17 protein-coding genes and 1 pseudogene are annotated in these 19,253 nt (G+C 68.0%); 7 read left to right on the forward strand and 11 right to left on the reverse strand.

The window, feature by feature from the left end:
• The first annotated feature begins 131 nt into the window (after positions 1 to 131).
• Positions 132 to 1,040: a LysR family transcriptional regulator gene (locus CH339_RS02140; RefSeq protein ID WP_111432626.1), complete on the forward strand. Its 909-nt coding sequence runs from the start codon at positions 132 to 134 to the stop codon at positions 1,038 to 1,040.
• 24 nt (positions 1,041 to 1,064) lie between these two features.
• On the opposite strand, the gene CH339_RS02145 is transcribed toward CH339_RS02140, so the two are convergent.
• Positions 1,065 to 1,982 carry a LysR family transcriptional regulator gene (locus tag CH339_RS02145; RefSeq protein ID WP_111432627.1) on the reverse strand — a complete coding sequence of 306 codons (918 nt, stop codon included), beginning with the start codon at positions 1,980 to 1,982 and terminating at the stop codon, positions 1,065 to 1,067.
• 94 nt (positions 1,983 to 2,076) lie between these two features.
• Between CH339_RS02145 and phnA the strand changes: the two genes are divergently transcribed.
• From phnA to CH339_RS02175, 6 genes are read left to right on the forward strand one after another with little or no spacing between them, the layout of a single operon-like run.
• The gene (gene phnA, locus CH339_RS02150; protein ID WP_111432628.1) at positions 2,077 to 3,366 is read left to right on the forward strand and encodes a phosphonoacetate hydrolase; all 1,290 of its coding nucleotides are present in this window, start codon (positions 2,077 to 2,079) and stop codon (positions 3,364 to 3,366) included.
• A 3-nt stretch (positions 3,367 to 3,369) separates the two neighbouring features.
• Complete coding sequence (locus CH339_RS02155; protein ID WP_111432629.1) at positions 3,370 to 4,665, forward strand: alkaline phosphatase family protein; 1,296 nt, start codon at positions 3,370 to 3,372, stop codon at positions 4,663 to 4,665.
• Positions 4,658 to 6,205 (forward strand): ABC transporter substrate-binding protein, encoded by a 1,548-nt coding sequence (locus CH339_RS02160; protein ID WP_111432630.1) that lies wholly within the window; start codon positions 4,658 to 4,660, stop codon positions 6,203 to 6,205. The genes CH339_RS02155 and CH339_RS02160 overlap by 8 nt, the downstream gene beginning before the upstream one ends.
• A 5-nt stretch (positions 6,206 to 6,210) precedes the next feature.
• Positions 6,211 to 7,167: an ABC transporter permease gene (locus CH339_RS02165; RefSeq protein WP_111432631.1), complete on the forward strand. Its 957-nt coding sequence runs from the start codon at positions 6,211 to 6,213 to the stop codon at positions 7,165 to 7,167.
• On the forward strand, positions 7,164 to 8,078 hold the full coding sequence (locus CH339_RS02170) for an ABC transporter permease (protein ID WP_111432632.1): 915 nt from the start codon (positions 7,164 to 7,166) through the stop codon (positions 8,076 to 8,078). The genes CH339_RS02165 and CH339_RS02170 overlap by 4 nt, the downstream gene beginning before the upstream one ends.
• Positions 8,075 to 9,799 (forward strand): ABC transporter ATP-binding protein, encoded by a 1,725-nt coding sequence (locus CH339_RS02175; protein ID WP_111432633.1) that lies wholly within the window; start codon positions 8,075 to 8,077, stop codon positions 9,797 to 9,799. The genes CH339_RS02170 and CH339_RS02175 overlap by 4 nt, the downstream gene beginning before the upstream one ends.
• On the opposite strand, the gene CH339_RS02180 is transcribed toward CH339_RS02175, so the two are convergent.
• From CH339_RS02180 to CH339_RS24525, 10 genes and pseudogenes are all read right to left on the reverse strand, one after another.
• Positions 9,796 to 10,740 (reverse strand): 2-hydroxyacid dehydrogenase, encoded by a 945-nt coding sequence (locus CH339_RS02180; RefSeq protein WP_111432634.1) that lies wholly within the window; start codon positions 10,738 to 10,740, stop codon positions 9,796 to 9,798. The two genes, CH339_RS02175 and CH339_RS02180, sit on opposite strands and share 4 nt — an antisense overlap.
• A gap of 39 nt (positions 10,741 to 10,779) precedes the next feature.
• The gene (locus tag CH339_RS02185; RefSeq protein WP_170138365.1) at positions 10,780 to 11,742 is read right to left on the reverse strand and encodes a DMT family transporter; all 963 of its coding nucleotides are present in this window, start codon (positions 11,740 to 11,742) and stop codon (positions 10,780 to 10,782) included.
• A gap of 1 nt (position 11,743) precedes the next feature.
• Positions 11,744 to 12,085, reverse strand: a complete 342-nt coding sequence (locus CH339_RS02190; protein ID WP_111432636.1) for a RidA family protein — start codon at positions 12,083 to 12,085, stop codon at positions 11,744 to 11,746.
• 35 nt (positions 12,086 to 12,120) lie between these two features.
• A complete protein-coding gene (locus CH339_RS02195) occupies positions 12,121 to 14,463 on the reverse strand; it encodes a molybdopterin-dependent oxidoreductase (protein WP_111432637.1) in 2,343 nt (780 codons plus the stop codon).
• 33 nt (positions 14,464 to 14,496) lie between these two features.
• Positions 14,497 to 15,216 (reverse strand): GntR family transcriptional regulator, encoded by a 720-nt coding sequence (locus tag CH339_RS02200; RefSeq protein WP_170138366.1) that lies wholly within the window; start codon positions 15,214 to 15,216, stop codon positions 14,497 to 14,499.
• Between the two features lie 53 nt (positions 15,217 to 15,269).
• Positions 15,270 to 16,676, reverse strand: a complete 1,407-nt coding sequence (locus CH339_RS02205) for an FAD/NAD(P)-dependent oxidoreductase (RefSeq protein ID WP_111432639.1) — start codon at positions 16,674 to 16,676, stop codon at positions 15,270 to 15,272.
• 4 nt (positions 16,677 to 16,680) lie between these two features.
• A complete protein-coding gene (locus CH339_RS02210; RefSeq protein WP_111432640.1) occupies positions 16,681 to 16,992 on the reverse strand; it encodes a (2Fe-2S)-binding protein in 312 nt (103 codons plus the stop codon).
• Positions 16,976 to 18,085: an NAD(P)/FAD-dependent oxidoreductase gene (locus tag CH339_RS02215; protein ID WP_111432641.1), complete on the reverse strand. Its 1,110-nt coding sequence runs from the start codon at positions 18,083 to 18,085 to the stop codon at positions 16,976 to 16,978. The genes CH339_RS02210 and CH339_RS02215 overlap by 17 nt, the downstream gene beginning before the upstream one ends.
• Positions 18,086 to 18,092: 7 nt before the next feature.
• Positions 18,093 to 18,809, reverse strand: coding sequence for an aspartate/glutamate racemase family protein (locus CH339_RS02220; protein WP_111432642.1), 717 nt, complete (start codon positions 18,807 to 18,809; stop codon positions 18,093 to 18,095).
• Between the two features lie 53 nt (positions 18,810 to 18,862).
• Positions 18,863 to 19,253 (reverse strand): annotated as a pseudogene (locus CH339_RS24525) (hypothetical protein); the annotation flags it as partial.

The following is a 19,253-nucleotide window of genomic DNA, read 5'->3' on the forward strand; positions in this document are numbered from 1 at the left end:
CTTCTGTCGCGATCCGCCCTTTATGGGTCGGGTGCGTCCTCTTGCCGCTGACCCTATCGAGGCTTTACGTTGCCGTCTGCTGTTATTTGAACGCGGCACCGGTGCAAAAAACGCAACAGTAGGACGGCGCCATGCGGCACCTGATCACCTATCGCTATGTGGACGAGGTGGCCAAGGCCGGCTCGATCCGCGGCGCGGCGGAGACGCTGAACATCACGCCCTCGGCCCTCAACCGGCGGATTCTGGCGCTGGAAGAGGAGCTGGGCGTGCCGCTTTTCGAGCGCCTGCCGCGCGGCGTGCGGCTCAGCACGGCGGGCGAGCTGATGATCCACCACATCCGCTCGCAACTTTCCGACATGGAGCGGGTGCGCTCGCAGATCTCGGACCTGTCCGGCGTCAGGCGCGGCCATGTGGCCGTTGCCTGCAGCCAGGCGCTGCTGCCCTATTTCCTGCCGCAGCAGATCGAGACCTACCGGCGCAGCCATCCGGCCGTCACCTTCAGCGTCTATGTGCGCGACCGCGAGGCGGCGGAAAACGCCCTGATGGACTATTCGGCCGACGTGGCGCTGGTCTTCGAGCCGGTGAAGCTGGCCGACTTCCACACGCTTTTGATCGTCAAGCAGCCGATCCACGCCATGATGGCGGCCGACCACCCGCTTGCCGGGCGCGAGACCGTGCGCCTTTCGGATTGCCTGCAATATCCCTGCGCCATGCCGTCGCTGCCCTATGGCGTCAGGAGCCTCATGGAGGCAGCGGCCAAGCGCCACAACATGCGGCTGAGCCCGCAAGTCCAGTCCGACAGCTTCGACTTCCTGCGCAGTCTGGCGGAAAGGGAAGGGTTCATCTCGTTCCAGATCCCGATCGGCCTGCCGCCGGAGGCCTCGCGCAACGGCCTCGCCCACCGGCCGATCGACACCAAGGACGTCGCCTTCGGCCAGCTCCACCTGGCCCAGCTCCGCGGCCGCACGCTGCCGGTCGCCGCGGCCCGCTTCGCCGACCAGTTGGCCGGCGCCTTCGCCGAAAGCTACGAATTCGCGTGAGGCGCGGGTTGCGGAAGACGGGCGTCAGGCCGCGGCCGGCATCGGCGTCTGCATCTGCAGCCAGGAGACGAAGGCGTCGAGATAGGGCCGCTTCGGCGAGCGCGGGTCGTGGCCCACATGGTAGGTCTTGCCGGTGAGGGTGCGGCCGGGGAAGACCTCGATGAGGTGGCCGTCTTCCAGGAGCTGCGGGACGATCTCCAGCGGTACCACCATGGCGCCGCGCCCGGCGAGGGCCGCTTCCAGCGCGATATAATTGTGCGGATAGTGGACCGCGCTTTCCGCAGCCCGGGTGCCAAAGCCGGCAACGTCCAGCCACGCGGCAAGCTCTCCCGGGCGGGTGTCGGCGGCGACCAGGTCGCCGGGGCGCAGCGCCCCCTGTGCCCGTCGCAGCCGCTCGGCAACGGACCGCGTCGCCACCAGCCCGATGGTTTCCGTGAACAGCGGCCGGGAAAGGAAATGGGCGGGCATGTCCGCACCGCGCCGGACCGCGATGTCGAACGGAATGGTCTGCCAGTTGTCGGGCGTGTGGGTCGGCCGGATCTGCGGGTGGACATGGGGGTGGCGGCCGGTGAAATCCGGCAGCCGCGGGATCAGCCAGCGCATGGCGAAGGTCGCCGGAGCGACGATATCGAGCTCCACGGTCCCGCAGCGCTCGGCGATGCCGGCAAGGGCGCCGTCGATGACGCTTTCCGCCTCGCGCACGGCCCGGGCGAGGACCTCCGCCTCGGCGGTCGGCATCAGGGTCCGTCCCGCCCGGTTGAACAGCGTGTGTCCCAGGTAATTTTCTAGTATAGATATGTTCTTGGAAACCGCGCTATGCGTGATGCAGAATTCATCACCAGCTTTCGTGACGCTTTTATGACGGACGACGCTCTCGAATACGAGGAGAGCCTTTACAGGAATTCTTGACCATGGGGATATGTGAGCGGACGGAACATTCATTCGCGTAACTTTCACTTTACCAAAACCATGGCGTCGAACATACCTTCACCGAGATCGAGACAGCAGGTCTTGGAATACCGGGGAAGGCTAATCCATGGTTACGACAGTACCGTTACACGAGGCGGCAAGCGGGGACGCCACAGACGAGACCGGCCGCACCGTTTCGGTCAACGGGCGTACCTATCGCCTGCCGCGCCGCCCCCTGGTTCTCATTTGTTTCGACGGCTGCGACCCCGCTTATCTGGAGACGGCGGTGGGCACCGGCCTCATCCCGACCATCGACCGCATGGGGCGCGAGGGCTTTGCGGCGACCGCGCTGTCGGCCATGCCGAGCTTCACCAACCCGAACAATCTCTCCGTCGTCTGCGGCGCGCCGCCGAGCGTCCACGGCGTCGCCGGCAACTACTATCTCGACCGCGAGACCGGCGAGACGGTGATGATGACCGACACCAGGTCGCTGAAGGCGCCGACGGTGCTGGCGGCGCTGGCCCGCGAGGGCGTTGCGACCGCCGTCGTCACCGCCAAGGACAAGCTGCGCCAGGCGCTTGCCCTCGACCTCGACGGCATCTCGGTCTCGGCCGAATGCGCCGACAAGGTCGACGAAGCGACCAACGGCATTGCCAGCGTCGTCGACCTTCTCGATGCGCCGCTGCCGGACCGCTACTCCCCAGAACTGTCGCTCTACGTCCTCGACCTCGGGCTGGAACTCTTGAGGCGGGAGAGGGCGCGCCTGCTCTATCTCTCCCTCTCCGACTACGTCCAGCACCGCCATGCGCCCGGCGCGCCGGAGGCCGACGCCTTTCTCGCCGCGGTCGACCGGCGCCTTGCCGCGTTCCTCGCCGCCGGTGCCGATATCGCCATCATCGCCGACCACGGCATGACGGATATGGCCAAGGCGGACGGGACGGCCAATGTGGTGTTCGTCGCCGACGAAATCGAAGCCCGGTTCGGCGAGGGCGCGGCGCGGGTGATCTGCCCGATCACCGATCCCTTCGTGCGCCACCACGGCGCCCTCGGCGGCCTCGTGCGCGTCCATGTCACGGCGCCTGAGTTGAATGTCGCCGCCCTCGGCGCATTCCTCGCCGACATCCCCGGCATCGAGCGCGTGCTGCCGCGGGAAGAAGCCGCCCGCGTGCTGGAAACGCCATGGGAAGCGGAAGCCGATTTCGTGCTGACCGGCGAGAAGGGCGTCGCCCTCGGCAGTCACGAGGCCGAGCACGATCTGACCGCGCTCGCCGGCGAGCGCCTGCGCTCCCATGGCGGCTTTCACGAACAGCGCGTGCCGTTCCTGCTCTCCCGCCCGCTTCGCGCCGACTACCGCGAGAAGACCGAACCCCTGCGCAATTTCGACGTCCTCGATTTTGCCCTCAACGGGACGGAGTGAGCCATGCTCCGGTCCGTTGTCGTCATCCTCGATGGTCTGCGGCGCGATTTCGTCGCGCCCCACCTGACACCCAACCTTTGCCGGCTAAGGGGGGAGGCCGAGTGGTTCGCCGACCACCGCAGCGTCGTGCCCTCCGTTACCCGGGTCGCCTCAAGCTGCATTGCCACCGGCTGCTATCCAGCCGACCACGGCCTTGAGGGCAACGCGCTGGCGCTCGTCGAAGACGGCCGCCTCGTCGTCCACGATGCCGGCCTGCCGGAGTTCTTCCCGCACCGAAAGCGCGTCACCGGCCGCGCGCTCGACCGCCCGACGCTCTCCGAACGTCTGGCGGCCCATGGCGGCGCGGCGGTGTTCTCCAACGTCTCGCCCGGCGCCGCCTATGCCCAGGACCCGGACGGCTTTGGGACCATGTACCACCGCGCCGGCTCCCACGGGCCCGGCCGCGCACCGCTCGACCCTCCCCCCGTCAAGGGCGGCACGGAGGGCGACCGTTACATCGCCGACCGGTTCCTGGAAACGCTGACGTCCGACACGCCGCCCGCCCACGCGCTGCTGTGGCTTTCCGAACCCGACCTCAGCCAGCACGACGCCGGCATCGGATCGCCGGAGCACCTTGCCGCCCTGCGCGCCTCCGACGAAGAAGCCGGCCGCGTTGCCGATGCCGTGCACGAGCTACGTGCCGATGGCGACGACGTGCTTTTCATCGTCGGCTCGGACCACGGCCACCAGACCGTTGCCGGCATCGTCGATATCGGCGGGGAACTCATCCGGCTCGGCTTCGGCGAAGCGCTTACCGCCGGCGATCTCGCCATCGCCCCGAACGGCACCGCCTTCCTTCTCTATGCGTCCGAGGCCGCGCGCGACCTCGTTCCAGCGCTCGCCGCCGCCATCGGGGCGCAGTCCTGGGCCGGCGACGTGATCGCGGCGGACGACCTTGCCACGGTCAACCACACCGACCGGCGGGGCCTCGCGCTCTACGTCTCCATGGCCGCGAGCGACGAGCCCAACGCCTTCGGCGTGCCGGGCCTCAGCCACACCGCAAAGCCGGTGACCGGCGAAGGAAAGCCCGCCGGCTGCGGCCAGCATGGCGGCCTCGGCCGCTATGAGCAGTCGCCGTTCCTGATGATCGCCGGCGCGGGATTTGCCGCCGGCGCAACCCGCAACGAGCCGACCGGCCTCGTCGATCTCGCGCCCACCATCCTCGCGCATCTGGGCGTTGCCGCAGACGGCATGGCCGGCCGCTCGCTTGCCCCCTCGTCCCCAGCCCAACTGCACCCTGAAAGGAAATCCCATGTTTAGGTCCGCACTGACGCGAAGGACCGTCCTTGCCGGCGCCGCCGCGCTCGGCATGACGCTGTCCGTCGGCCAGACCCTGGCCGCCGACGAGCCGCAATACGGTGGCACGCTCAATTTCGCCACCCTCGGCCTCGACACCGCCGACCCGCACCGCCACACCGGCTCCATCGGCGTCCAGCAGGTCTATGCCGAGGCGCTCACCTCGATCGCCGACGACGGCTCCGTCAAGCCCTGGCTCGCCGAGAGCTTCGGCGTTTCCGACGACGGCCTGACCTACACCTTCAAGCTGCGCCCGGACGTCACCTTCCACAACGGCGACACGATGACCGGCGCCGACGTCATGGCCAATTTCGAGCGCATCAAGGCCAATGTCACCAAGGGCTGGCTGGCCAGCGCCATGAAGCAGGTCGACGGCTTTGCCGCCCCCGACGCCACCACCTTCGTCGTCACCATGAAGAAGCCTTACGCGGCCTTCCTGAACCTGATCTCGGAAGCCTGGATCCTGTCGCCGAAATCGCCCGGCTGGGACGCGACCATCACCACGCCGATCGGCACCGGCCCGTTCAAGTTCGGCACCTGGACCCCGCAGGTCGAGTTGATCGCGCCCAAGAACGAAGACTATTGGCAGGCGGGCCTGCCCTATCTCGATGCCGTGCGCTTTGACCTGCGCGGCGCCACCAGCGAGAACGCCCTGGCCCTTCGCTCCGGCGACCTGCAGGTCGCCCGCGTCCCGGGCGATGCCCTGCCGGAACTGCGCGCCGATCCCGACATCGACATCCAGTTCCTGAAGGACACCACCTGGTACTTCTGGTCCTTCAACAACCGCGCGCCGAACCCGCCCTTCGACAATGTGAAGGTCCGCGAGGCGGTGGCCTATGCGCTCGACAAGAGCGCCTACATGAACTTCATCGCCGGCGAAGACGGCATCGTCACCAACCAGATGGCGATCCCGGGCAACTTTTACTACGACGAGGCGCTCGGCAACGCCGACACGCACGCCGAGCCGGACCTTGAGAAGGCCAAGGCCATGCTCGCCGAGGAAGGCGTCGTGCCGGAAGAGACGACGATGAAGGTCGTCTCCTGGCAGGAGCCCTACTCGGAAGTTGCCGTGCAGATGCTGAAGAAGCTCGGCTTCAAGGTCGAGCACGACGCCCTCGACGACCTCGGCACCCAGAAAATGCTCGGTGAGTACAAGTGGGACCTGGCGCCGATGGCCTCCGGTCCGCGCGCCGACATCTTCCTGCGCTTCGTGCGCTTCATGTCCGACGGCCCGAACCCCGTGCTGTGGGGCGGCGTGCAGGATCCCGAACTCGACGCCATGATCACCGACGCGGTGACCACGGTCGATGCCGATGCCCGCCGGGAAAAATACCTCAAGGCCTGGAAGCGGATCATGGACCGCTACTATTCGGTCGTGGTCGGCCACGCCTCCAACGCCTTCGGCGTGCGCAGCGAGGTCAAGGGCTTCGAGACCGGCTTCACCTGGTCGCCGAACCGGGTCGATGGCGGCCTCGCCTTCACCTGGCTCGCCAGCGGAAAGTAAGACCGATGCACGGCAACGCTTTGGTCGACAAGATCGCGGACAGCACACCGGACACCCTGTCCGTTGCGGCTACGCCGCCGACCGAAGCGTCCGTCCGTGACGACGCCAAGGCCAGGGTCCCGTTCTCCCTGCGGGGCCTTGGCCGCACGCTCCTGACGGTCCTGCCCCTTGCCGTCGTTGTCTTTGCGCTCCTCGTCGCAATCCTCGGCCCGACGCTCGGCGGCCTCGATCCCTTCGAGCAGGACCTGCTCCAGCGCAACAAGGGGCCGAGCGCGGCCTATCCCCTCGGCACCGACCATCTCGGCCGCGATGTCCTTGCCCGGCTGATCGTCGGCACACGGCTGAGCCTGGAAGCGGGCCTCGGCGGCGTCCTCGTCGCCCTTTCCCTCGGCGGGCTCCTCGGCTTTGCCGCCTCCGTCGCGGGCGGGGCGGCCGAGACCGCCTTCTACGCCTTCGTCGATCTCATCCGCGCCATGCCGGGCGTGCTCCTCGCCCTGTTGCTCGTCGTTGCGCTCGGCGCCGGCCTCGGCCCGGTCACCGTCGCGCTCGGCGTCACCTTCGCGCCGATCTTTGCCTATGTAGCGCGCGCCACCTATCGGCGGGAACTCGCCATGGACTACGTCACGGCGGCGGAAAGCTTCGGCGCCAGCGGCTGGCGCATCCTCATGACCCATATCCTGCCGAACGTTTCCGGCGCCTTCGTCACCCAGGGCGCCATCGTGCTGCCGCGCTGCATCGTCACCGAATCCGTGTTGAGTTTCCTCGGTCTCGGCGTCGAACCCGACACCCCGACCTGGGGCCGCATGATCGCCCAGGCCAGCCAGTTCATCGAACGCAACCCGACCGCCGTTCTCGCCCCGGTGATCGCCCTGTCGCTGCTGACCATCTCGCTCGCCCTCCTCGGCGACCGCCTGCGCCGCCGTCTCGACCCCCGGCGCATCGACGAGGGGGCCGCAGCATGACGGGCCGCTTCGTCCTCATCGGCACCACGGTCCTGCGCTCCGCCTTTCTGGTTCTCGGCATGGCGGTGCTGATCTTCTTCCTGGTGCGCATCATCCCCGGCGACGTCGTCGACCTCGTCAGCATCGAGGGCGGCCTCACCGAAGAGGCCCAGCAGCAACTCCGCCAGGAACTCGGCCTCGACCGCAGCAAGCCGGAGCAGTTGCTGATCTGGCTGACCAATATGGCGGAAGGCGACCTCGGCCTTTCGGTCCGCTTCCAGCGCCCTGTCGCCGACCTCGTCACCCGCGCCCTGCCGACGACCCTTGCGCTCGCCTCGCTCAGTTTCGTCATCGGTCTTGCACTCGCCATCGGCATCGCCGTCGCCGCCGTCATCTGGCCGCGTTCCGCCTTTCCCGCGCTGGTCAATGCGGTCAATGTCTGGTCGATCGCCATGCCGACCTTCTGCGCCGGCATCCTCGGCATCCTGCTGTTCGTCCTCTGGCTCGGCTGGATGCCGCTTCTCGGCAACATGGTCCTGCCGAGCCTCATCATCGGCCTCGATGTCGCCGGCCAGATCGTCAAGCCGCTGCATGAGGACCTGAAGGAGGCGGCGACCGCGCCCTATATCCGCACGGCCCACGCCAAGGGCCTCGACCGGGCGACAATCGTCTGGCGCCACATCCTGCCGAATTCGCTGAGCGTCGTCATCGCGCTCTCCGGCCTGATCGCCACCGGCCTCGTCGGCGGCACCATCACCATGGAGGTGCTGTTCGGCCTGCCCGGCATCGGCAAGCTGGCCCTCGATTCCGTGCTCGGCCGCGACTACCCGACCATCCAGGCCGTCGCCGTGCTGCTCGCCGGCTCGGTCGTCGCCATCAACGCCGTCATGGGTATCGTCGCCCGCCTGTTCGATCCGAAGCTAAAGACATGACCGGGACATCTGACGACCCGATCCTCACGGCCGAGAACCTGCGCGTCACCTTTGCCGACAGGGATCGCACAACGGTCGCCGTCGACGGTATTTCGTTCAGCGTCCGGCGCGGCGAAACGCTCTCCATCGTCGGCGAATCCGGTTCGGGAAAATCGGTCACCGCGCTCGCCCTCCTCAGGCTGGTGGAACTCGGCGGCGGCCGCATCGAGACCGGAACGATCCTGTTCAAGGAGACGCCTGATACCCCGCCGCTCGACCTCGTTCGCGCCGACAGGCAGACCCTGCGGGACTTGCGCGGCCGCGCCGTCTCCATGGTGTTCCAGGAGCCGATGTCCTCGCTCAACCCGGCGCACACGGTCGGCGACCAGATCGCCGAGGTCGTCCGCAAGCACGAGGGTGTGGACAAGGCCGAGGCCCGGCGCCGCGCCGTCGCCCTCCTGCAACGGGTGCACCTGCCGGATGCCGACCGCCGCATCAAATCCTATCCGCACGAACTCTCCGGCGGCATGCAGCAGCGGGTGATGATCGCCATGGCGCTGGCGTGCAAGCCGGCGCTCCTGATCGCGGATGAGCCGACCACCGCCCTCGACGTCACCATCCAGGCCGGCATCCTCGACCTGATCCGGGACTTGAAGGCCGAGACCGGCATGTCGGTGCTCTTCATCACCCACGACATGGGCGTCGTCGCCGAACTCGCCGACCGGGTCGTCGTCATGCGCCACGGCCGGATCGTGGAGGAAAACGACGTCGCCGCGCTGTTCCGCGCCCCGCAACACCCCTACACCCGGCAACTGCTGGCGGCCGCTACCATGTCCGGCGCGCGCCGCCTGCCGGCAGCCGTATCCACGGCCGGAGTCGTTGAGGCTGGTGGCACCAAAGCGCCGCTCCTGGAAGTCCGCGATCTGGTCACCCAGTACCCGGTCAAGACCGCCGGCTTCAAACGCGCAAAAACCCATTTCCGCGCCGTCGACGGCGTCTCCCTCGACATCCATCCCGGAGAAATCCTCGCCATCGTCGGCGAGTCCGGTTCCGGCAAGTCGACGCTCGGCAAGTCGATCCTGCGCCTCGTCGAGCCGGCATCCGGCGAAATCCGCCTTGCCGGCACCGACATCCTCGGCCTGAAGCGACCCGATCTGCGGCGCCTGCGGCGGCACATGCAGATGGTCTTCCAGGACCCGTTCGGCTCGCTCAATCCGCGCCGCACGGCATTTTCCCAGATCGCCGAACCGCTCGTCATCCACGGCATCGCCAAGGGCGCGGACCTTGCCAACCGGGTCGAGGGGCTCGCAAAGCGCGTCGGCATCCCGTCCGACATGCTTTCTCGCTATCCGCACGCCTTTTCCGGCGGCCAGCGGCAGAGACTGTGCATCGCCCGCGCCCTTGCCCTGTCGCCGAAGCTGATCGTCGCCGACGAGGCGGTCTCGGCCCTCGATGCCTCGATCCGCGCGCAGGTCCTGGAGCTGATGCTGGAGCTGCAGCGCGAGATGGGCCTCACCTACCTGTTCATCTCCCACGACATCGGCGTCGTCCGCCAGATCAGCGACCGCATCGGCGTCATGTATCGCGGAAAGCTGGTCGAGCTGGGCGAGACGGAAGCCGTGTGCTCGGCGCCGGCCGATGCCTACACACGGAAGCTTCTGGAAGCGGTGCCCGTCGCCGACCCGGCCGCGAGCAGGCGGATGCGCAGGGCTGCTCCGGGTGCAGTCGGACTACCTGCCTAGAATCCGCGTTGGCGGTCGATGGTGTGCTCGATGGGTCGCCCCGACCTGTGGTTCCGGATCGCCGCGATCACCTGGCGCGCGGCGTCGTCCGGCTGGCTGGCGCTCGCCGTATGGGGGGTGACGAGGACACGCGGATGGGTGAGCAGGGGATGGGAGGGCGCGGGCGGCTCTTCGTTGAGGACGTCGAGCATCGCACTGTCGATCCGGCCGCTCTCCAATGCGGCCAACAGGTCCGCCTCGACAAGATGCCCGCCCCGGCCCGCATTGAGGATCTTCGCTCCTCTCGGCAGGCGGGCGAACAGATCGCCGTTGAGGATACCGCGGGTCTCTGGCGTCAGCGGCAGCATGCACACGACGATTTCGCAACCGTCCAGAAACGCGCCGAGACCGGCATCGCCCGCATGGCAGCACACATTGGCGATATCCTTTCGCGACCGGCTCCAGCCGCGGGTCTGAAAACCGAGAAGCGCGATCCGCTCGGCCGCCGCGCGGCCCAGCACGCCGAGCCCGAGGATGCCAACGACCCGGTCCCGCGCCCGGCGGATCGACCGCGTCGCCCAGACGCCCCGACGGGTTTCTCCCAGATAGGCGGGCAGATCGCGGTGCAGCGCCAGAACCCCCATGGTGACGTATTCGGCCATCGACCGCGTCACGTCGTCGGCGACCATGCGCACGACGACGACATCCTGGGGGATGTGTTCCAGGGGCAGGTGGTCGATGCCCGCGCCCATGGAAAAGACGGCTTCCAGCCGGGGCATGCGCCGCATGATGTCGGCCGGCGGGCGCCAGGCGACCAGATAGCGCGTTGCGGAAAGATCGGCCGCCTCGTCCCAGTCGGCCAGCGTCAGGTCGGGCGCCTCCTCCGCAAAGATCGCGTGCCAGGCCGGACCGTGCGCGGAATCCGTCTTCAGGACGACCGGTATGGAAGCGGCATCGGACATCTCCCCATGCTCCTTGTGCTGTTCGTGAGCGCCCCGCACCTAGGGGCTCGATTGAGCCGTCGCACGGGGCCGGCGCGGGCGCGACAGCCATAATCCGAAGCCGACCATGGCGATGCCGACCAGGTGATAGGCGCGGATCTGCTCGCCGAGGATCACGATCGACAAGACGCTTCCGATCACCGGCATCAGATGCAGATAGGGCGACGCCCGGTTCGCCCCGATCAGTTCGACGCCGCGGTTGAAGAACAGCAGCGCCAGGATCGAGGCACAGACCGCGAGATAAAGGATGAGGGCGACATCGCCCGCCGCGACCGGGCGCGCCATCGGCCGCGACCAGAGGAAGTAGCAGGGCGTCAGGAAGACGAGCCCGAGGCCGAAGATGACGAACAGGAAGCTCATCGCGGAAAGCCGGGGCCGCTTGCGCAGAAGCGCGAAATAGCACGCATTGCCCAGGACGGCGACGAGCACGTAAAGGCTGCCGCTCCCCAGATCGACCGACGACAGCCGGTCGAGCGAGCCATGCGTGAGAATGACGAGAACGCCGGCGAGCGAGGAGGCAAGACCGATCCCCTGGCGGCTGCTGATCGTGTCCCGAAAGAGCAGGTAGCCCATGGCCATGATGGCGAGCGGCATCGTCGACTGCAAAAGCAGCGCATTGAGCGCCGTGGTCTGTTCCAGGCCGAGATAGATGAGCGTGTTGTAGAGCGTTACCGACAGCAGGCCGAACAGGCAGAGCATCGGCAGGTTGGCCAGAATGACGGGCAGTTCGCGGAGCGCCTGACGAACGCAGAACGGAAAGATCAGGACAAAGGCGACGAGCCAGCGCCAATAGGCAAGACCCCAGGGGTCCAGCCCGCCGGGCATGTCGGCGACGGCCCGTCCGATGATGAAGTTCCCGGCCCAGAAAAGGTTGGCCAGCGCCAGCAGCAGCGGTGCCACCGACCACAGGCGCCGGCCCCACATGCGTCCCGGCAGGCGGATGTTTTCGGACTGCACGGTCATGTCAGCAGGTCGCGATGCCGATGATCTCGATCCTGATCCGCTCGTCGGCCATCTCCGTGACGCCGCACATCCGGGCCGGCGCGCGCTCCTTGTCGATCCAGGCATCCCAGACGGCGTTCATCGCGTCGTAGTCGTCCATGGTCTTCAGCCAGATCGTCGCCTGGACGAGCTTGTTGCGGCTGCTTCCCGCCTCCTTCAGGACGGCGTCGATCCGGGCGAGCGTCTCGCGCGTCTGGGCGGTGATGTCGCCATCCCAGTCGTTGGCGACCTGTCCGCCCAGATAGACCGCACCATTGGCGACGACCGCGCGCGACCGGCGACCGTTATTGTCGATATGTTTCATGCTGGTTCTTGTCCGTTGAAAGAAGGTTGGGGAAGTCAGTCGCGACCGCGCCGGGCGAAGGCCGGCGGGTCGAAGGCGCGCACCGGGGGGAGGGCGTCGCGATAGGGTTCCACCTCGACGAGGCAGGACTGCGCGGACGGTCCCTGCGACAGCCGCGAGGTGCCGTGGTCGGCCGTCAGGACGTTGGGGTTTCCGTGCCGGTCGAGCGGGCGGTCCGATCCGTCGTCGGCCGGGTCGTACCAGGCCCCGGTGGATAGCTGGACGACGCCGGGCAGGATGTCGTCGCTCAGCTCGACCGCCGCGAGGCAGCCGCCGCGGTCGTTGAAGACCCGGACGACGCTGCCCTCGGCGATGCCCCGGGCGGCCGCGTCCTTTGCATGCATCCGCATCACCTCCCGGTCGTGGCGTTTGGCGGCGCGCGAATGGCTGCCGAGGTCGTACTGGCTGTGCAGGCGCGTCTTCGGCTGGTTGGAAATGAGGTGCAGCGGATAGGTGGCGGCGGCTTGCGCGCCGAGCCATTCGCGCGGCGGCAGCCAGGCCGGGTGGCCGGGGCAATCGTCATAGCCGAAGCCGGCGATCCGCTCCGAGAAGAGTTCGATCCGCCCCGACGGCGTCGCCAGGCCTGCCGTCTCGGGCGCGGCGCGGAACTCCGCCAGAAGGTCGCCCTGGTCCTCAAGGGCGGGCGCGGGCAGCATCACCAGGCCGTCCCGCCAGAAGGTCTCGAAGTCGGGGAGGGGGATGTCGGCGGCGGCCGCCTTGTCGCGGCCCGCCTCGTAGAGGTGGCGGAGCCATGCCTCCACGTCCCGCCCTTCGGTGAAGGCGTCGGCGGCGCCGAGCCGGGCGGCAAGCGCGGAAAAGATCGCATAGTCGTCGCGGGCCTCGCCCGCCGGTTCCGCCACCTTGTGGGAGGCGGCGACGAAGCGGTCGCGGCTCGACGCGGCAAGGTCGTTGCGCTCCAGCGTCGTCGTCGTCGGAAAGACGATGTCGGCATGGCGCGCCAGCGGGTTCCACCAGCTATCGTTGACGATGACGGCTCCCGGCTTTTGCCAGGCCCGCCGCAGCCGGTTCAGGTCCTGGTGGTGATGGAAGGGATTGCCCCCGGCCCAATAGACGAGCCGGAGGTCCGGATAGCGCCGGTCCATGCCGTTGAAGGCATAGGGTTCGCCAGGATGCAGCAGCGCATCGGCGATCCGCGCGACGGGAATGTAGTCGGCGACCGGATTGTCGAGCTGCGGCAGCGAAGGAAAGGACAGCTTCGGCACCGGATTGCCGATGCCGTTGACCGAGGCATAGCCGAAACCGAAGCCGCCGCCGGCAAGACCGATCTGGCCGAGCATCGCCGCAAGGGCGATGGCCATCCAGTAGGGCTGCTCGCCACTTTCGGCGCGCTGCAGCGACCAGGCCACCATCAGGAAGGCGCGGCTCGAGGCGGCCGCGAGCGCCAGGTCGCGGATCGTGTTCGCGGGAACGCCGGTGATCCCTTCGGCCCATTGCGGCGTCTTCGCAACGCTGCCGTCAGTGCCGGTGACATAGGCGGCGAGCGTCTCGAAGCCGACGGTGCAGCGGTCGAGGAAACCGGTCGCGACGCGACCCTCGGCGATCAGCACATGCGCCAAGGCCAGCATCAGGGCCGTATCCGTGCCGGGCCGGATCGGCACCCATTCCACGCCGTCGCCGGCGGTATCGTCGCGGATCGGCGAGACGGAGACGAGCCGCGCGCCGCGCTGCCTCAGCGCCGAAAGGTTTTCGTCCAGGATATGCCGGGCGATGCCGCCCGAACTCACCTGCGCGTTCTTCCAGGGAACGCCGCCGAACATGATCAGCGTCTCGGTGTGCGCCGCGATCCGCGGCCAGCTCGTATGCGCGGAGACGAGGCCGCGCTTGTCGCCGACGACGTGGGGAACGATCGTGTCGGCGGCGGCGTAACTGTAGTTCTGGATCGAGCGGACATAGCCGCCGACGGAATTCAGAAAGCGATGGATCTGGCTCTGGGCGTGGTGGAACCGGCCGGCCGACGCCCAGCCGTAGGATCCGCCATAGATGGCGCCGTTGCCGTGCTCCCGGCGCACCCTGTCGATTTCGCCGGCGGCGAGGTCGAGCGCCTCGTCGAACGGCACCTCGACGAACGGCTCGAAGCCTCGCCCCTTGCCGTCGGTCTCGACACGGCCGGCCTCGCGGGCGGCGAGGAAGGAGGCGCGAATGGCGGCGCGTTCGATCCGGGCCGGTGCGGTCAGCGCATCGATCATACCGTCGGCAATGGGCGAGGGATCGGGGTCCTCGGCGATGGGGCTGAGCGCCACCGGGCGCCCGTCCTGCATCTCTGCATGGTAGGTGCCCCAATGGGTGACGACGACGGGCCGGTCCGGTGACTGCAACATGCTTTTCGACGAACTCTTCGGGTTTTGAGGAAATCAGCGCTTGCCGGCCGGCTGTCCGGCCGACCGCGACCAGTCGTCGACGAGCCGCCAGGCAACGGCGAAGTGGGCCCGCTGCAAGGCTGCCATCTGCACGGTGTCCCGGGCGCGCAATGCCTTGATCAGCGCATGGTGCTCGTCGGCCCGCGACAGCCATTTCTGCTGCGCCAGGATGGACAGGTACCGAACGCGGTGGAGCCTGAGGCTCAAATTCGAGTGGATTTCGATGAGGGTGCGGTTGCGCGACGCCGCGATGATCGCCAGGTGGAAGGCCTGGTTGGCATGGAAGTATTTCAGGCGGTTCTGCTCCGCCGCCGCCTCTTCCATGATCTCCTGATAGCGCTCGATCTTCAGGAAATCGGTTTCGCTGCCCTTGCGGCAGGCCGCTTCGCCGCCCAGAACATCCAGCTCGCAGTAAACCGACAGCATGTCGGTGATGTCGTCGAGGCTGTTGTCGACGACGACGGCGCCGCGATTGGGAATGAGGTCGACGAGGCCCTCGACCGACAGGATCTTGAGGGCGTCGCGCATCGGCGTGCGCGAGACCTTCAACTGTTCGGCGATGGCGCGCTCTCGGATCGGCTCGCCCGGCTTCATCAGGTCGTGGATGATCTGATGGCGGATGTAGCCCGCGATCCTGTCGGGCAGCGGCAGGCGACTGTCGGCGAAGGACTCGCCCCCTTCGCCCATGGTCAGAAACATCTCGGCCAGGCTCAAGGCCTGATCACGTTGCGGCCTTGAAGCCGATCCCGAACCCTCCAGTCCCCACATCATGTTTCCTCCTTTTGGGCGTGCGTCATGCCGCCGATGTCTCCGAGCGTGACGGGCTTCACCGGCATGCGCAGGCGAAAATAGCCGACCTCGGCCGCGCTGCGGCCGGATAGCTCGGAGATGACGGCCCCGATGCTGTGCCCGCACATGCGGCCCTGGCAGGGGCCCATCCCCGCCCGCGTGAAACTCTTCAACTGATTGGGGCCGGGGCATCCCTCCGCGACCGCGTCGGCCACCGCGCCCCGGCGCACTTCCTCGCAGCGGCACAGGATCGTCGCCTCGTCCTGCGGTGCCAGGGTGCCGTCGGCGGGACGATAAAGCCGATCGAGGAACGGGCGGGGCGCCATTTCGGCCCCGACCCGGCGGATGAGCGGTGCGGAGCGGGCGGCAAAGGCCGCAGCGTCCAGCCGGCCGAGATCGTGTGCAGCGGCGAGTGCGGCCAGCCGGCCGGAAAGTTCGGCGACCTTGGCGCCGCCGATCCCGGCGCCGTCTCCCGCCGCCAGCAGCCAGGGCAGGCTGGTGCGGCCATGGGTGTCGCGGTCGACCACCCAGCAGGCTTGCGCTTCGTCCCAGCGATGCGCGGCCCGCGCCGCCATCGTCATGTTGGGGTTGGGAACGACGCCCTGATGGAGAAAGACGTGCCGGCAGGCGAGGCGCTGGCGCTGTCCCGATGCGCCCTGCTGCCAGGTCACCGCCGCGACCCGGTCCTCGCCCTCAAGCGCGATGTCCCTGGCGCCGTGGATCACCTTGGTTCCCGAGCGGCGGATCCGGGCCAGCATGCGAAGGCCCTTGGCGATATAGCCGGACTGCCGGAGGGCCATCGGCAGATGCGGCAGGGCCGCCCATTTCGCGGCCGGGTTGGCGGTGTCGATGATGGCCTCGATGCGCGCGCCGGCGTTCACGTACTGGGTGGCGACGAGGTAGAGGAGCGGCCCGGTGCCGACGAACACGGCGTCGTCGGCGAGAAGGCCCGACCCCTTGAGCAGGAGCTGGGCGGCCCCGGCCGTCATCACGCCCGGCAAGGTCCAGCCGGGCAGGGGATAGGGGCGCTCCATCGCGCCGGTCGCCACCAGAACCCGCGACGCGGCGATGTCCCCGCCGCCGTCGGCGCCGGCATAGGAGACGCCGTCCTCCGAAATCTGCCAGACGGTGGCGCCCGACCGATAGTCGGCGCCGGACGAGGTGAACGCGTCGACGAGCGGCAGGCCGCCCAGATAGTCCGGCCCCAGCACCGCATCGCGCGCGGCGGTGCGTGGCGCCGTGATGGCGTGATAGATCTGGCCGCCCGGTCCGGGTTTTTCATCCAGCACGACGGCCCTCAGGCCGAGGGCCGATGCCTCGCTTGCAGCCGCCATGCCTGCCGGCCCGGCGCCGACCACGGCAAGATCACAGGAAGTACGGTTCACCGGATCACTCCCCACCATTCTGAGGGCCGGGTGCGCGGGCACCGTTCTGCCGTTCCACCACCATTCCGGCGCGGACGGTTTCCAGGCAGGTCTGCCGGTTCGGCACGCCGTCGACGATCGCCAGGCAATCGAAGCAGACGCCCATCATGCAGTAGGGCATGCGTGCAGCGCCGCTGACCGGCGTGGTGCGGAACGGCTCGATCTCTGCGGCGAGAAGCGCGGCTGCGAGGTTTTCCCCGAGGCGCGCCTCGATGCGCCGGTCATCGACGACGATCTCGACGATCGGGCCGGCGGCTTCGTCAAACCGTCTGAACATGGAAACGCTCCGGTGAAAAGGCTGAGAACCGGTCCGGCGGCAGGGACCCCGATATCAGGTTGTCGACGAACCCGCGCGCATGGAACGGGGCAAGCGTCACGCCGGAATGGACGCACACCACGAAGGCGCTTCCGTCGGGGCTGGCCTGGTAGACCGGAACACCGTCGGGCGTCATGATGCGCAGCGCCCCCCAGGCGCGCACCACGCGCACGTCGCGCAGCAATGGAAAAGCGGCCACGGCCTTTTGCGCCGTATCGCGCAGCACCGGCAGGCTGGTGCCGTCGTCGAGGCCGACTTCTTCCACGGACTCCCCGAAGATGCAGCCGCCCTCCAGCGTCTGGCGGATGAAGTTGGTGCCGCAGGCGAGGAACGAGCGGACCTTTTCGGTGACCATGATCTGGCCGCGGACCGGGCGCACGGGCCCGTCGAGCCCGACCATCGGCGCCAGGCGCGCATTGCCGAGCCCGGCGGCAAGGACCAGCCGTCCGGCACGCACCACCCCGGCCGTCGTCTCGGCCGCATAGCCGGCGCCGTCGCGCGCGACGGACGTGACGCCATGGTGCGGCAGATACCGGGCTCCGAGGTCCTTTGCTGCCTTGATGAGCGCGCGCAGGAGCAGGAGCGGGTTCGCCGTGCCGTCGTCCGGGCAGAATGTGCCCCCCGCCACCTCCGGCCCGACGTCCGGCAGGCGTTGCCGCAGGTCCGCAAGGTCGAGCGCCTCGAAGGCGCTCTTGATGCGCGCATTGGCGTTGGACTGTTCGAGGACGGCGACCCGCTTTGCAAGGTCCTCAGGACTGAAGCAGATATAGGCGGCGCCCGGCCGGCGGAAATGCAGGTCGATCCCTGTCTCGGTGGAGAGGTCTTCGGCAAATTCCGCCCAATCGTTGGCTGCGCCGCGGGTGAGGTCGGCATAGGCGGGGCATGTTGCCCCTTTGCCCTGCACCCAGACATTGCCAAAATTGCCGCGTGCGGCGCGAAACGCCACGTCGCCCTCGTCGAGGAGGGCGACGCGCTCGCCGCTGCGGGCAAGGCCGTAGGCGATCGCCGCACCGACGATCCCCCCACCGACGATCATGTAGTCGGGTTCGCTCATCGTGCCGTCAGAACATTGCGTAGCGGCGCGGCTTCAGGCTCGCCTGGAACGCGTTGACCATGGTGACGGTGTCGAACACCTGCAGGCCGGTGGCCTCGACGATGTAGGAGGCGAACGGCGCCAGATTGGTGCATTCCAGCACGATCGCGCCGATCTCGGGATTGTCGGCGACGAACCGCTTGGCCGTCGCGACCACTTCCTCCTTCAGCGTCTCGTAGCTGACGGAGGTGTCGCCCTGCTTGATCCAGCGGACGAAGTTGGAGTCCTGCGGCACGCCGACGACCGGAGTGTCCTGGGCGATGCCGACGGCTTCCAGGTACGGCCCGTTCAGGACGTCGCCATTGTAGGTCATCACACCGACCTTCTTTCCCGACGGCAAAAGGCGCTCGACCATCGGTACCTGGAGCAGGCTGGACGTGGCGACCGGCACCGGGCAGTGGTCGGCCAGCTCGCGCTGGTAGATCGACAGGAAGCCGCAGGTCGTGGTGATGCCGTCGACACCGGCCGCGACCAACTCGTCGGCGGCGCGCTTGAACGGGTCCAGCAGGCTGACATTGTGCAGGTCGGTCATCTTGGAGGGCACGGCGTCCGTCACGATCTTGTACTGGACGGGAAAGTCCCAGGTCATCGCGTTGCCGATGTCACCGAGATATCGCTGGAAGGTGCTGTTGACCATCAGGATGCCGAGAGACACGCCGTAATAGGTCTTCTGGCGGGGGTGCATGTGTCGTTCCTTGTCCTTGGTGTTCGTTGAAAGGGTGATTGCAGACCCGCTCCTCAAAGCGCGGTCCGAAAGCTCATGTCGCGCAACCGGGGGCCGTAGAGCGTTGCGAGGAGAAGGCCGTACCCGGCCAGTCCGCGCAGGAGTTCCGGCGCCGAGTGCCAGAGCGCGCAGGCCGCCCCGCCGAAGAACAGGATGAGCCGCAGCCACATCGACAGCGGGCGATCCGTGAAGCCGACATAGGCGAGCGAGATCAGCACGATGCCGGAAGACACCGCGAGCAGCGTGGTGCCGATCTCCCACACCGTGCCGTCAAGGGTCAGCCCGGGTTCGAAGATGAAGCTGATGCCGACGATGAAGCCGCCGACGGCCATGCGGAATGCCTGGACGCCCGTCTTCAGCGGATTGGCATTGGCGATGGCCGCCGCCGCATAGGAGGCGGCGGCG

The sequence above is a fragment of the Rhodobium orientis genome (assembly GCF_003258835.1).
In the GTDB taxonomy this organism is placed as follows: domain Bacteria; phylum Pseudomonadota; class Alphaproteobacteria; order Rhizobiales; family Rhodobiaceae; genus Rhodobium; species Rhodobium orientis.